The 15,056-nt window shown below is 38.8% G+C and carries 12 protein-coding genes; 4 read left to right on the top strand and 8 right to left on the bottom strand.

Going from position 1 to position 15,056, the window contains the following annotated elements; translation table 11 throughout:
* Window position 1: 1 nt before the first annotated feature.
* The 4 genes from TZ91_RS01715 to rpsO form a co-directional block, all read right to left on the bottom strand.
* Window positions 2-757: an ABC transporter ATP-binding protein gene (locus TZ91_RS01715; protein WP_033686822.1), complete on the bottom strand. Its 756-nt coding sequence runs from the start codon at window positions 755-757 to the stop codon at window positions 2-4.
* Between the two features lies 1 nt (window position 758).
* A complete protein-coding gene (locus tag TZ91_RS01710) occupies window positions 759-1,805 on the bottom strand; it encodes a FecCD family ABC transporter permease (protein WP_033686823.1) in 1,047 nt (348 codons plus the stop codon).
* A 236-nt stretch (window positions 1,806-2,041) separates the two neighbouring features.
* On the bottom strand, window positions 2,042-2,662 hold the full coding sequence (locus tag TZ91_RS01705) for a CadD family cadmium resistance transporter (protein ID WP_033686824.1): 621 nt from the start codon (window positions 2,660-2,662) through the stop codon (window positions 2,042-2,044).
* 781 nt (window positions 2,663-3,443) lie between these two features.
* On the bottom strand, window positions 3,444-3,713 hold the full coding sequence (gene rpsO / locus TZ91_RS01700; protein WP_001018251.1) for a 30S ribosomal protein S15: 270 nt from the start codon (window positions 3,711-3,713) through the stop codon (window positions 3,444-3,446).
* 901 nt (window positions 3,714-4,614) lie between these two features.
* On the opposite strand from rpsO, the gene thrS reads away from it, so the two are divergent.
* Window positions 4,615-6,558, top strand: coding sequence for a threonine--tRNA ligase (gene thrS / locus TZ91_RS01690; RefSeq protein ID WP_023945494.1), 1,944 nt, complete (start codon window positions 4,615-4,617; stop codon window positions 6,556-6,558).
* 152 nt (window positions 6,559-6,710) lie between these two features.
* On the opposite strand, the gene TZ91_RS01685 is transcribed toward thrS, so the two are convergent.
* The 4 genes from TZ91_RS01685 to TZ91_RS01670 all read right to left on the bottom strand — a co-directional run bounded on the left by TZ91_RS01685 (window position 6,711) and on the right by TZ91_RS01670 (window position 12,001).
* Window positions 6,711-7,760 carry a DUF389 domain-containing protein gene (locus TZ91_RS01685; RefSeq protein WP_033686825.1) on the bottom strand — a complete coding sequence of 350 codons (1,050 nt, stop codon included), beginning with the start codon at window positions 7,758-7,760 and terminating at the stop codon, window positions 6,711-6,713.
* 286 nt (window positions 7,761-8,046) lie between these two features.
* A complete protein-coding gene (locus tag TZ91_RS01680) occupies window positions 8,047-9,558 on the bottom strand; it encodes an ATP-binding cassette domain-containing protein (RefSeq protein WP_033686826.1) in 1,512 nt (503 codons plus the stop codon).
* Between the two features lie 798 nt (window positions 9,559-10,356).
* Entirely contained in the window at window positions 10,357-11,331 is a 975-nt protein-coding gene (locus TZ91_RS01675) for a sensor histidine kinase (protein ID WP_033686827.1), read from the bottom strand.
* A complete protein-coding gene (locus TZ91_RS01670; RefSeq protein ID WP_000548991.1) occupies window positions 11,324-12,001 on the bottom strand; it encodes a response regulator transcription factor in 678 nt (225 codons plus the stop codon). Before TZ91_RS01670 ends, TZ91_RS01675 begins: the two co-directional genes overlap by 8 nt.
* 408 nt (window positions 12,002-12,409) lie before the next feature.
* Between TZ91_RS01670 and TZ91_RS01665 the strand changes: the two genes are divergently transcribed.
* The 3 genes from TZ91_RS01665 (at window position 12,410) to TZ91_RS01655 (ending at window position 15,041) form a co-directional block, all read left to right on the top strand.
* Entirely contained in the window at window positions 12,410-12,979 is a 570-nt protein-coding gene (locus TZ91_RS01665) for a TetR/AcrR family transcriptional regulator (RefSeq protein WP_101776789.1), read from the top strand.
* A gap of 88 nt (window positions 12,980-13,067) precedes the next feature.
* Complete coding sequence (locus TZ91_RS01660; RefSeq protein WP_033686828.1) at window positions 13,068-13,844, top strand: ferredoxin reductase domain-containing protein; 777 nt, start codon at window positions 13,068-13,070, stop codon at window positions 13,842-13,844.
* 123 nt (window positions 13,845-13,967) lie between these two features.
* Window positions 13,968-15,041 (top strand): DUF2974 domain-containing protein, encoded by a 1,074-nt coding sequence (locus TZ91_RS01655; RefSeq protein WP_033686829.1) that lies wholly within the window; start codon window positions 13,968-13,970, stop codon window positions 15,039-15,041.
* The last annotated feature ends 15 nt before the right edge of the window (window positions 15,042-15,056 follow it).

Raw genomic sequence — 15,056 nt, 5'->3', positions numbered from 1 at the left:
CTTATAAATAGTGAATCATAGCTTGCTGATCCTCGGTCCAAGTCACCTGACTTTGAACTCCGTATACAGTTTGCAATGACTCAGGGGTGATGGTCTCCTTTGGAGTCCCTTGGTAAAGGATTTCTCCCTCTTTCATCAGATAGAGATAATCCGAATAGCGACAAGCAAGTTGAATATCATGTAGGACAGCTAAAACATTGACCTTGAGCCCCTTCACAATGGCCAATAAGTCCAGCTGATACTTGATATCCAAGTGATTGGTTGGTTCGTCCAGGAGTAAGAGAGTCGGTTCTTGCGCCAAGGCGCGGGCTAACAAAACTCGCTGTTTCTCTCCCCCCGACAGGGACGAATAGAGACGAGTTTTCTTCTCGAGCATATCCACCTTAACGAGGGCATCTTGAACGAGCGTAAAATCCCTTTCCCTTTCCTTCTGTAAAAAAGAGAGGTGGGGATTTCTTCCCAGCAAGACGATTTCTTCAACTGTACAATCAAACTGCAGTTGGTTAAACTGGGTCACAACTGCCATTTGCTTGGCTGTTTCTTTGAGCGTCCATTGTTCCAGAGGCTTTCCATCTAGGCTTATCAAGCCTTTATCCACCTTTTCCTGTCGATAGAGGAGTTTAAGTAGACTGGTTTTCCCGCTTCCATTTGGTCCTAGTATAGTATGAAATTGATGCCCTTCAACTTTAAGAGAAACTCCCTTGAGGATTTTTTTCTCTCCTAGTCCAAAATGGATATCCTGACAAATCAAGTCCATATCAGACCCTCACCTCCCTTCGCCTACCTCCAACAATGTAGATAAAGAAGGGAGCACCTACTAAGGCTGTGAAAATACCAATAGGAAGCTCTGCGTTTGGAATGATGATTCGAGAGAGTACATCTGCCCAGATGACAAAGAGGGCACCTAACAAGGTTGCAACAGGAAAAAGCCTCTTATAATTCGTTCCTACTAACCCTCGAGCTAAATGTGGAGTAATCAGACCGACAAAACCAATAATCCCACAGGTTGCCACTAATACTGCTGTCAGCACAGCCACCATGGTCACATAAAGATACCAATAAAAGCGTAAGGGAATTCCCAAAGTTAAAGCAGCCTCATCTCCCATCATCATCGCATTGAAAACACGATACTGAGTAGAGAAAAATAGAAAGGCCATTCCTACTACTATAGTTGGCAGGACCAAGTCTGCCCAGGAAGTCCCAGCGAGCGAGCCCATGGTCCAAAACTTAATGGTCATCACACTGTCCGCATTAGCGCCAACTGAGATAATAAAGTTTGAAAAAGCCAGAAAGAGAGCGTTGACCACCGTTCCTGATAAAATCAGACTAGAAGTCGTCATCCTTCCCTGCATAGAGGCAATGATGAGGACAGCAATTGTTGCCAAAATAGCTCCAAGAAAAGCTCCAAGGCTAATCATCACTTTTAAACCAAGAATGATGCTCAAGGTTGCCCCTAGAGTTGCACCCGCAGATATTCCTAAGACATAAGGCTCAGCGATGGGATTGTTCACTGTGGACTGCATCACGCTACCACACATAGAAAGGCCTGCTCCTACTATCAGACCTAACAATACTCGAGGGAATCTCATGTTCCATACAATGGCAAGAGTAGACTTGGAAACCTCTCCTATCTCAAGAGGAAATCCCAACCTGCTCAAAATAATCCGATAGGTCTCTCCTAGATCAATCGCAACAGATCCCATTGAAACTGCTAGAAAGAGAGAAATCCCTAAAATACCTAGCAAAACAACTAAAAGTAACACAAATTGCTGGTCTTGTCGGCTTCCAGAAAATTTGGAAAGCATGCAAACCTCCTTTGATAGAATCTTAAAAATTTAGAAAATTCTCATGAAAAAGTATACCATATTTTCAACAATGGAACAAGATGAGAACAAATGAATATAGTTGGTCTTACAGTGCTAATAATCGTAACCGAAGATTATACTTGAGTATATCGAGGTAAAGTGACAACACAAAAAGCCCTCTGAAAATCAGAGAGCTGATTTGAGCTCGGGCTAAAATCCTAGTGAAACAAAAAAATCTACACGGTCAGAAAAGTCTCTATCGTGCCATTTTCATACATGATGTATAGTCCAAGTACAATGAATACTAAGGGCACAATGATTCGCTCGTATTTTTCAATTGTCTCGAATATTAACGGAATAGAGGATAACACCCGACTAAGCTCGCATAAGATAATTATGCCGATTACAAACACAAGCAACGCCACGAGGGTCTGTGACCAATCTAATGAAGCAAAATAAGGTATATAGATACCTAAATTATCTCCGCCAGACGCAATTGTCAGCAATGTAACTGTCCAAAACAGTTGATTTGCCTTGCTTTGTTCTAATCTTTCAATAATTTCTTCCTCTTCTTTCTCTTCTTCCTCACCTTCTCCAACAATTGCAAAGCGAATCCCTAAATAGATAGGGATTAAACCAAGCAATCCAACCATCCATTCTTCAGGCACGAAATTAACGACATAAGCAGCAACTAAACTCGCCCCTACAAGTAAGCCTGTGCCTAGATATTGCCCCGCATAAATATGCCATTTTTGTTTATTCTGTGATAGCTGTGCAAATAAAATAAATAAAATAATTAAATAATCGATACTGGTGGAAATATAAACACCAATAGCAGATATGATTGTCTGTCCCATAAAAAACCTCCTGTATTGGTCAGTAATAAATCAGCAGATTTTAGGAGAGCACAGACACATTAATTTAGCTATCGCTAGTGGGTAATGTCGAACATAGGAAAGTATTTTACTCCTCCTCAAAACGTAGTTACAAAGTAATTTCTAACTGGAATTCAGTGACTACTTCCATGTAGAGTATAACATACTATACTTTACTTCGTAAAGTGTGGGCTCTCCGAAGGAGCTTGCAGACAGCTACTCGGCATTTCAAGCCGAGTAGCTACGCACCCTTATGGTGTAATTAGCTGATACCATTTGAGGTTTTTGTAGTCTCCAAAATTGTGACCGATAAAACCTCAATAAAAAAGCCCTCTGAAAATCAGAGAGCTGATTTGAGCTCAGGCTAAAATCCTAGTGAAAAAGATGGAACTCCTTGTGTTCATCGAACACGGTGTCGTTTCCCTATTTTCATACGGATTTCTTACGCCCTTAGCATCATGATTCTTGCTGGATAAACCGTTTATAGACTAGGCGAAGATTGTACAAAAAACTTTAGTGAAACAAAAATATCTCCCCGAAGGGAGAATATCTGGTTTATTTTACCTTACAGTGCTAGGAACCGTAACCAAAGATAATACTTGAGTATACCAAGGTAAGTTGATAACATAAAAAAGCCCTCTGAAGTCAGAGAGCTCCAGTCTTGCTGGATAAACCGTTTATAGACTAGGCGACGAGGCGAAGGTTGTACTAATGGTACATCGAGCCGAAGCCAACGAAGTATAGAAACGGTTTAGACGCAAGATTAACGACGAAGTCCTAGAGAGTTGATCAACTCACGGTAACGGTTAACGTCGTTTTTACGCAAGTATGCAAGCAAGTTACGACGGCGACCAATTTTTTTCATCAATCCACGGTAAGTAGCGTGGTCTTTTTTGTGTTGTTTGATGTGTTCGTTAAGGTGGTTGATTTCCCAAGTAAGGACAGCAACTTGAACCTCTACTGAACCTGTATCACCTTCGTGACGTGCATATTGTGCGATGATTTCATTTTTTTTCTCTTTTGAGATTGCCATGATGTTTCTCCTTTTTATTTGGCTTCATCCGAGTGACAGGTTGGCATGCCTGTAACCAAGAAGAAGTTATTTGTCTTTACGACAATCCCTATTCTACCAATAACTAACATCTTTGTCAACAGATTTACTTTCTTGTTTTAAACATGCTATAATAATCATAGCAAGAAATCTAAGTTGTCTGTTTTTTAAAACGAGGTGATTATCATGCCTAGATTCTATTCCCATCTCCCCTATTATTTGGTCATCTTTTTTCTTTTACTGGCCACTTTATGAGTTGTTATCACTAATCATTTCTGACCCCCTTTTTCTCAAGAGTCTCTACGTAAATAATATTCTCTTCTTTACACCTCTGGTAATCTTGATTGTATCGCTACTTTATAGCTACCGTTTCCGTTTCTCACTTTGGTGGTTAATTGGTAACGGACTGCTCTTTTGCTTTACTATCATAACCTTTGGTGAGTTTATACTAATTTACTTGCTAATCTATGAAACCTTGGCTCTGGTGGACATGGCTTCCGGTATTGGCATCAAGCATATTCTACAAAAATGAAAAACAAAAAACTTTCACAAAATCCTTGAAAAATCTCACAATCATGCTATAATAATCCATAGAGACAAGTCACTTAGTCCCTTTCTACTAGAGAGTGCGTGGTTGCTGGAAACGCATAGAAAGCCTAAACTGATACTACTCGTGATTTTTTATGAAAACATAAAACGGTGGCCACGTTAGAGCCAATCAGAGGTGTCCCTCTTTTTTGAGGAACATAAATGAAGGTGGAACCACGTTGCGACGTCCTTTCGAGGATGTCGCTTTTTGTTTTTCTAGCTTTCACAATCCTCTATCCCTGTTTTCCAAATAGGGCTTAACACATTCGTCAATAATATAAGTAAGGAGAACATCATGATTAACATTACTTTCCCAGATGGCGCTGTTCGTGAATTCGAATCTGGCGTTACTACTTTTGAAATTGCCCAATCTATCAGCAATTCCCTAGCTAAAAAAGCCTTGGCTGGTAAATTCAACGGCAAACTCATCGACACTACTCGTGCTATCACTGAAGATGGAAGTATCGAAATTGTGACACCTGATCACGAAGATGCCCTTCCAATCTTGCGTCACTCAGCTGCTCACTTGTTCGCCCAAGCAGCTCGTCGTCTTTTCCCAGACATTCACTTGGGAGTTGGTCCAGCCATCGAAGACGGCTTCTACTACGATACTGACAACACAGCTGGTCAAATCTCTAACGAAGACCTTCCTCGTATCGAAGAAGAAATGCAAAAAATTGTCAAAGAAAACTTCCCATCAATCCGTGAAGAAGTTACTAAAGACGAGGCACGTGAAATCTTCAAGAACGACCCTTACAAATTAGAATTGATTGAAGAACACTCTGAAGACGAAGGTGGTTTGACTATCTATCGTCAAGGTGAGTATGTAGACCTCTGCCGTGGCCCTCACGTCCCATCAACAGGCCGCATCCAAATCTTCCACCTTCTCCATGTAGCAGGTGCTTACTGGCGTGGAAATAGCGACAACGCTATGATGCAACGTATCTATGGTACAGCTTGGTTTGACAAGAAAGACTTGAAAAACTACCTTCAAATGCGTGAAGAAGCCAAGGAACGTGACCATCGTAAACTTGGTAAAGAGCTTGACCTCTTCATGATTTCTCAAGAAGTGGGACAAGGTTTGCCATTCTGGTTGCCAAACGGTGCGACTATCCGTCGTGAATTGGAACGCTATATCGTTGACAAAGAGCTAGCTTCTGGCTACCAACACGTTTACACTCCACCACTTGCTTCTGTTGAACTTTACAAGACTTCTGGTCACTGGGATCATTACCAAGAAGACATGTTCCCAACTATGGACATGGGTGACGGGGAAGAATTTGTCCTTCGTCCAATGAACTGTCCGCACCACATCCAAGTCTTCAAACACCATGTTCACTCTTACCGTGAGTTGCCAATCCGTATCGCTGAAATCGGTATGATGCACCGCTACGAAAAATCTGGTTCCCTGACTGGTCTTCAACGTGTACGTGAAATGTCACTCAACGATGGTCACCTCTTCGTTACTCCAGAACAAATCCAAGAAGAATTCCAACGTGCTCTTCAGTTGATTATCGATGTTTATGAAGATTTCAACTTGACTGAATACCGCTTCCGCCTCTCTCTTCGTGACCCTCAAGATACTCACAAGTACTTTGACAACGATGAGATGTGGGAAAATGCTCAAACCATGCTTCGTGCAGCCCTTGATGAAATGGGCGTGGACTACTTTGAAGCCGAAGGTGAAGCAGCCTTCTACGGACCAAAATTGGATATTCAAGTTAAGACCGCTCTTGGAAAAGAAGAAACACTTTCTACTATCCAACTTGACTTCTTGCTTCCAGAACGCTTCGACCTTAAATATATCGGAGCTGATGGTGAAGAGCACCGTCCAGTTATGATCCACCGTGGAGTTATCTCAACTATGGAACGCTTCACAGCTATCTTGATTGAAAACTACAAGGGTGCCTTCCCAACATGGCTTGCACCACACCAAGTAACCCTCATCCCAGTATCTAACGAAAAACACGTGGACTATGCTTGGGAAGTTGCCAAGAAACTCCGTGACCGTGGTGTCCGTGCAGACGTAGATGAGCGCAATGAAAAAATGCAATTCAAGATTCGTGCTTCACAAACAAGCAAGATTCCTTACCAATTAATCGTTGGGGACAAGGAAATGGAAGACGGAACAGTCAACGTTCGTCGCTACGGACAAAAAGAAACACAAACTGTCTCAGTTGATGACTTTGTTCAAGCTATCCTAGCTGATATTGCCAACAAATCACGCGTTGAGAAATAAAACAATCACAGTCTGAGAAACATTTTCAGAGCCAGAAAAAGCAACAACTATTTCAGCTGTTGCTTTTTATATTTTATTTAATCTGAGCTAGTAGTGATTGGTCAAAGCACCACACAAGATTTACTTTCATGAGTTAGATAAAGTCAGTATCCTCAATCCTTGTCTGCTTCATTTTCTTTTACAAGATCTTTTTGTGAATCCTTTTCAGAGAGTTTTTGATCGATATACTTGTTAATGGTTTCATAAAATTCCTTGGTCGAATCACTGTCTAATTTTGTCGAATTATGAACTTGATTGACTTTCAATTGAACAGATTGAATACCGTAAGAGGCTTGTTTTTGGTGGAGCGTTTCTAATTCTTCTTCTGAAATCGGATCTCCAACAACCGTCAAGACCAACTCATTGTTTCTTGATTTGTAGACTTGATTAATGACCGTGTGATTGGCGAACTCTTTTCCTACAAACTGTTTGATTCCTTCTTTTCGCGCTTGATCTATCGTTAGAGTGACTGCTGAATAGCTGGCTGGAAGAATCAATAATACAATCAAGGATATCAAGCCAATTCTCATTTTAATGTTTAGCTCTTTAAATGAACTTAAGGGAGATTTTCTCATCATAATTCTTGTTCCAACAATGTTGATTAGCATGATAAAGACACAGTTGATCAAGAAAAGATAAAGAGCCCCAAATAAAAATCGTACATTTCCATTAGCTAAACCGTAACCTGCAGTGCAGATAGGTGGCATCAGAGCTGTTGCAATGGCTACTCCTGGTACGATATTGTTTGCTTCTTTTTTCCTTGAACCAATGAAACCTGCTATCCCACCAGCAATAGCAATGAGAACATCCCAAATGGTTGGAGAGGTTCGTGCAATCAATTCGCTACTTTCATAAGATAAAGGAGAAATCCAGAAATACAGAGCTGAGACAAGCAAGCTGACCAATACTTGAGTAAATAAAACCTCTAGAGATTGCTTGATTAAACGCGTATCAAAAATAGCTAAACCAAACCCCAGTCCAACAATCGGTGTCATAAGAGGGGAAATCAGCATGGCTCCAATAATGACAGCCGTTGAATTCATATTTAGGCCGATAGAGGCAATAAAAATCGCACACATCAAAATCACTGTATCTCTTAATCGAACATGAAGATCATCATATAATTTCTCACGGTATTCACGTGTTGAATAGTTTCTGGTCATTGGTTACTCCTTTTATTTCATATAATCTTGTTTCTGCATGGATGAAGGTAGAGAGACTTCTGTCCAATCTTACATATTTTTCTTCTCACCTGTTATTCTTTTGAAAATTATCCTTTAAGTATCCGTTAGTCCATCCTTAACATTATATCAAAAATTTTACAGTCTTTCTCTGACGAAATCTATCAATTGAATAGATAGATGAAGCAAGAAATTTTTGTTTCCTTATCCGAAGAAGGAAAAACGGTATCTCTCCTTAATACTATGTGTTTTATTCTTTATAATTTAGCTATTTCAAAATTACAAGTTCTCCATTCTTAATTTCCCAAACTTGGTCAAACTTACTTAATAATTCGTTTTGGCGATGTAAAGTAACAATGACGGCACTTGGTAGTTCCAGAACTCTTTCCAATTCCATTTTAAACTGATTAGTATCCAAGGCAGAGAAAGGTTCGTCTAGGATAAGCAATGGATTTTTACGATTTTTCTCACGATTTAAATACATTCGTTGTTGCTGACCACCTGACAGGGATTGTGGTGGAATTTTTTCAAAATCTTCTTCTCTGAATTTTTCATTGAAACTATTGAATAGCGTTACATTATTTTCATAACTCGAAATAAATGTATGTTCTTGTTGCAGAATCATACCGAATCTTCCCCAAAGATGGTCCAAAACAAGCCCATCTAGCACAATTTGTCCTTCAAAATCTTCATCTGTTCCATTTAAAATATTGAGAAGACTACTTTTTCCAGACCCATTCTTACCAATAAGCGCAATTTTATCCTCTTTTTGAATCGTAGCGGAAGTAATTATCAATTTTGATTCTCCCAGTTGTTTGGAAATGTTTTTCAAAGTAATCGTATCAAAAGAATGTTGAGGTGCTTGAACTGAAACGGGTCTCCCAACAATGTTTTGAAAACTCTTGATTACAGGCTTTACGGACTCTAACATTTGTAAATCATAAAGGATTTCCTGTATTGGTTCAGAAAAAGCATTAATATATCCGAAACTCGCCACCACCTCAGGAATACCGAGTTGCTGGTGAGATAGAGAGTAGGCTAAATAAATAAACAGAACAAGACTAATGAATTCAAAAGAAACACCTGTCAATAAGATGCCTGTAATTTTTGTCAAACCATACTTAAAATACTTATCCTGCAAATTCTTTAGAGAACTCTTTTGTTGATTCAAAAAATGCGACATAGTTAGTTTATTTACCAAATGATGTCCCATAAGCAAATCCTCCAAAGTTCGATAGTAATCTCCTTGTTTTTTCAAGTAAACCTGTCTACGATTAGCGGTCAACTTCCCAACGATTTTAGGAATTTGAATACTAATTCCAGTGGAAAAGATTAAAATCAGTGATACAATAGGATTAATTGTTCTGCTAATAATGAAAGCGTAAATGATGATACGTAAAATTTGTTTGATAAAACTCATCAATGGAGGAAGGTAATCCTTTTCCAACGAATCTAGGTCATTAGATTGATAGGAAATATACTCTGCTACTGTTTTCTGCTTGAAATCGTGGTGACTGAGTCCCAGAAGTGAACGAAACCACTCATTTTTCAAAGTAGTCGAAAAGATAATCCCCTGCTTCCAATCAAGTATCATTTGGATATAGTTACAACTCAAATAGCCTGCCACTGACATAGAGTAACCATATAGAGCTACTTGATAATCCCCTTTGATTAATGCCTGCGTGAAATACGGTAACAAAGCTGTGCAGATATTCGATACTACACCAAAAAGAAAATTAAAGAAGAGATACCATCTAATAGTTTTAAGATATGGTAGCATATACGATACTCCTTGCTAATGCGTTTTTTTACATATCGCAGAACAATCTCTACTATCCCTATTTCAGATAGTGCGATACTCGGACATTGAGTGCAATAATTGTAAATCACACAAGTACTGCCGTTTTTACTATCATTCAAAATATAATTTGCTATTTTGTAAAATATAGGTCTATCCCATGTTTCTTTGATAGATGTAAAATGAATATTTCCAATACTTCTATTGAAAGTAAGCTTTTTCAGTTTTTCTAACGATTTAGGCTATTTCGTGACACACCCACAATCCGTGAAAATTCTGGTTATATCAGATTATGTGATTTTCGTAAGAATTTTATATTGTCTCCAATCATGGCAGTCTCCTTTTACTTGATAAAACTATTATCAACATTTAGAAATTAAAAACTGGTTCAAAATCAATAGAATGTGTGTATTCGATACATTCAATAAATTCTTGGAAACAGTTCTACACCAGTTACACAAATCTATATACACCTATCTCATTCAAAATAAAAAGAAAGCTGCAGTTCTTTTAATCCTGTATCAACGATTCATTCTGAAATCGAATAGGAGACATTTCCCAAGTCTACAATTCACTTCATCTCAAATTAATTTTTGTAATTCACCCTTAGTTTATAGATTTTATACTCAACAAAAGTATAAAGCATACAAAACTTCACTTTGAACCAGTATTTATACTATATTCCGTATTAAAAATTCTATTATTGGTTTTGTAAAAAACAGTCTTCAAATATCCTGAAATATAGCAAAAAGAGATTGGGTAAAAACTCATTGTCTCTTCTCACTCAAGGACTAAGTTTACTTGAGCAAACTGAATCCGCACTATCGTTCCTGTACCGACCTCAGACTCGATGCGAATCTGGTGCCCCAGTTCTTCAGAAATTTTCTTAGATAGGTAGAGACCAAGTCCAGATGACTGCTGGGTTAGGCGGCCATTATATCCTGAGAAACCACGTTCAAAGACTCGGAGGACATCACTGTTTTTTATCCCGATTCCTGTATCCTTGATACAAAGCTCTTGCCCCTCCATATAAATCTCCAGACCACCTTCCTTGGTGTACTTGAGACTGTTTGAGATGATTTGCTCAATAACCACTAGTAGCCACTTCTTATCCGTCACGATTTCTTTATCAAGGTCATGTAGATTGACATTTAGGCCTTTTTGAATAAAGAAAAGAGCATATTTACGAATTATTTCCTTAACCAAGTCCTCAATTTGCACCTGCTTTAAGACCAAATCATCATGAAAACTTTCTAAACGCAGGTACTGTAAGACTAGATTAGTATAGGAGTCGATTTTGAAAATTTCCTGTTCTAATTGCTGCTTCAGTTGGCGGTCGGCTACTTCTGCAACTAAGAGTTGACTAGCTGCAATGGGGGTCTTAATCTGATGAACCCACAAGGTATAGTAATCCAGCAAATCCGTCAATTTTCTTTCTGAATCTGACCTCTGCTGATAAAGTTCCATCTCACGCGCTTCTAATTTTTCTGCTAAAACTATTTCCAAAGGAGATTTGGCTTCCCTCTCCCCATAGAGAATTTCCTGACGATAGACCTGCATTTCCACCAATATGTCCCAAGTGAAAAATAAGATGGTTACAAAGCAACACAAGAGGAAAAAGTAGAGAAAGTAAATTCCCAAACTGGCAAATAAAAACTGAAAGAGTAAGAGCAGAAACGTCAAAGAAATCAGATAGACAAACAGACGACTACGGGAACGCAGATAGGCTAGAAAAAATTGTTTCCAATCAAGCATGCTTTAATCCGTACCCTATCCCTTTCTTGGTTTCGATAAATCCTACCAAGCCCTGCTCTTCCAACTTTTTACGCAATCGAGCCACATTAACAGATAGGGTATTGTCATCAATGAAAAAGTCACTGTTCCAAAGTTCCCGCATGAGATCGTCACGCGCTACAATATTGCCCGCATGCTCAAACAAAACTCGTAAAATCTGGAATTCGTTCTTGGTCAAATTCAAGACTTGCCCTTGATAATGTAAATCCATTGATTTGGTATTGAGGATAACACCAGCATATTCCAGTAAACTCTCGTCACGCCCAAACTCATATGAACGTCGCAACAAGCCCTGAACTTTGGCTAAAAGAACCTGCTGGTCAAAAGGCTTGGTCACAAAGTCATCCGCCCCCATATTGATTGCCATGACAATATCCATAGCCTGGTCTCTCGAAGACAGAAACATGATGGGGACCTTGGAAATCTTGCGAATTTCCTGACACCAGTGATAGCCATTAAACAAGGGCAAACCAATATCCATGAGGACCAGATGAGGCTCCGACTGAACAAATAGACTCAAAACTTCCATAAAGTCTTCTACCAGAACCACTTCAAATCCCCATTCAGAGAGCATTTTTCCGACTTGTTGACGAATAACCTGATCATCTTCTACTAATAAAATCTTGTGCATGCGCTTCTCCTTTGCTAATTTTAGGAGTCTTAAATCCTTTAGTATAAATAGAGGGCTTAGTATCTAATACCTTTTTGACATTTCCTTGTCACAACAGCTCAAAAACAGATAGTGAATAACCCCATTGATATCATACCTTATTTTCAGACATAGTGCCAGCACTACCCATTTATTTTTAATTTTTTCAACCCTCATTTCAGTTCTTTTATACATCCCCTTAACCAAAATTTATATCTATTCTTCCAAACCTTGAGTGTAGTTAAAACGACACTCTATACTCTTCTAACATTGAAAAGCTCCTTATCAAGTGGTATCCGTAAAAAGTTCTAGCTTTCAGATTGACAATCTGAAAAAGATTTGTTAAGATATGAATGAACAATATTTAATATTCATTCAGAAAAGAGGTGAATCAAATTGGACAAAAAACAGGCTTTGAAATCCGCAGCTTATGAAGTTTTTTCAAAAAAAGGATACAAGGCGACAGGAATTTCAGAAATTGCTAGACAAGCTCATATGGCAGTCGGATCTTTTTATAACTATTACGAAAGTAAAGAGGCTATTTTTTTAGATATCTATATTGATGAAAACAACCGTGTTCGCCAAACTATGATCGAAGAACTGGATTGGGAAATTGATATGATTGATCTTATTAGTCAACTCTTTGCTCAATCCAGAGCACTCGTTTCTTCCAATAAAATCCTTGCAGAATGGTACAATCCTGCCATAGCAGATGAGTTGCATAGCTACTACTCCTCAGAAGAAGGGAAAGTCACGAATCCATTTCATCAATTTCTCGTGAAAACCTTTACTCATCGTTTGCAGGCTGAAGGCCATTCTCCAGAAAAAATTCAAGATATTTTACAAGTTTACAACCTATTTTACTACATGGATATGCATATCACAGAAAATGATTTTCCAGATATTAGCAAAACTGTAGAAATACTAGCAACCAACTTCATTAAAGGAATACTGAAATAAAGAAATCTTTTCTTTATTTTTTGGAAATTATTGAATGAAAAAAAATATTATTCATTCATAGAAAATTACTACACTATAGGAGTTAAAAATGAAACGAGGGAAAAAAATGTTCATAATTATTCTAACTACACTTGGAGTGCTCGGCTTTATATCTTGGGGAATCATTACCTATCTTGGACGAAGTCAAACTTTATCGATAAAATCCATTGAAAATCCCAGCGGAGATTTGTATTTAGTTCACATCACAAAACCAAAAAATCAAATATGGAAAGCTGGCTCCTATGCTCAGTTTAAGCTTCCTGACAGTTCGTTTAGTCTAGACAAAAGTCCAGTAAAGGAGAATCAGGCTAGCCGATGGCTAACCCTTGCTTCCACTCCTGATGAGGATGAAATTCTTATTGTAACCCATAATAGTGGTAGCGTGTTTAAGGAAACCTTAACACATTTACCAGCTGGTAGTAAAATTGAGATGAGTTGGCTGGAGTCATCTTTATCTGTTAAAGACAATGACCAAGCACTGGTTTGTTTTGCCTCTGATGTCGGTATTTCTACTCTACGTCCAGTTGTGAAAGAGTGGGCTGGTAAGCGCTCCATCATTCTTAATCATTTAGACAAAGGAGTAAACATTTTTGATAATGAGTTAAGAGAGCTTAGTAAGAATAATCCGAATCTAACTTATAAAACTAGCGAAACCTTTTCTCAAAGCCAAGCATTTTTAAAAAATGCGGTTATGAAATACGGTAACCAAGCTATTTATCTCTTAACCGGCCAACCTGATGATATAAATGAGATGAAAAATTTCTTAAAAGAGAATGGGATTGACGACAAACAGATACAAACAAGTATGTTTAGAGGTTTGAAATAAAAGCCAACTGTCTTCTATGTGTCTGAATCATACCATTATAGGTCGGTATGTAGAGAGCTCGTACAAACCAACTAGTAAATTCTATGTGATTGTGATAAGATAAATAAAAAGAAAGGAGCTATTATGGCCAATATTTTTGATTATCTGAAAGATGTCGCACACGATTCCTTTTACGACCTTCCTTTGAATGAATTAGACATTCTAGCCTTAACAGAAATCACCTACCTCTCCTTTGATAATCTGGTCTCCACAATTCCTCAACGACTTTTAGACCTGGCACTTCAGGTTCCAAGGGAGCCTAACATGTTGACCAGTAAAAGTCGCCTCCAGCTATTAGATGAACTAGCTCAACACAAACGCTTCAAAAATTGCAAACTCTCCCATTTTATCAACGACATCGACCCTGAGCTGCAAAAGCAATTTGCTGCTATGACCTACCGCCTCACTCTCGATACCTATCTGATTGTCTTTCGTGGGACTGATGACAGCATCATTGGCTGGAAGGAAGATTTCCACCTGACCTATATGAAGGAAATTCCTGCTCAAAAGCATGCCCTCCGCTATTTAAAGAACTTTTTTGCTCAACATCCTAAGCAAAAGGTCATTCTGGCTGGGCATTCCAAGGGAGGCAATCTAGCCATCTATGCTGCTAGTCAAATTGAGCAAAGCTCGCAAAATCAGATCACAGCAGTTTATACCTTTGATGCGCCTGGTCTCCATAAAGAGCTGACACAAACTGAGGGCTATCAAAGGATAATGGAGAGAACCAAGGTCTTCATCCCACAAGGCTCCATTATCGGTATGATGCTGGAAATTCCTGCCCACCAAATCATCGTGCACAGTACTGCCTTAGGTGGTATCGCCCAGCACGATACCTTTAGTTGGCAGATTGAGGACAATCACTTCGTCCAACTGGATAAGACCAACAGTGATAGCCAACAAGTTGACACAACCTTCAAGGAGTGGGTGACCACAGTCCCTGACGAAGAACTCCAGCTCTACTTCGATCTCTTCTTTGGCACCATTCTTGATTCTGGTATTACTTCTATCAATGACTTGTCTTCCTTAAAGGCTATCGAACACATTCGTCATCTCTTCGTCCAAGCTCAATCCCTCACTCCAGAAGAAAGGGAAACCATGGGACGTCTTACCCAATTATTAATTGATACCCGTTACCAAGCATGGAAAAATAGATAGTACCTTTCAAAAATC

It is taken from the genome of Streptococcus mitis, from assembly GCF_000960025.1.
Taxonomy (GTDB): domain Bacteria; phylum Bacillota; class Bacilli; order Lactobacillales; family Streptococcaceae; genus Streptococcus; species Streptococcus mitis_DH.
Note: the sequence above shows the minus strand (reverse complement) of the source record. Positions and strands in the feature narration are given on the sequence as shown.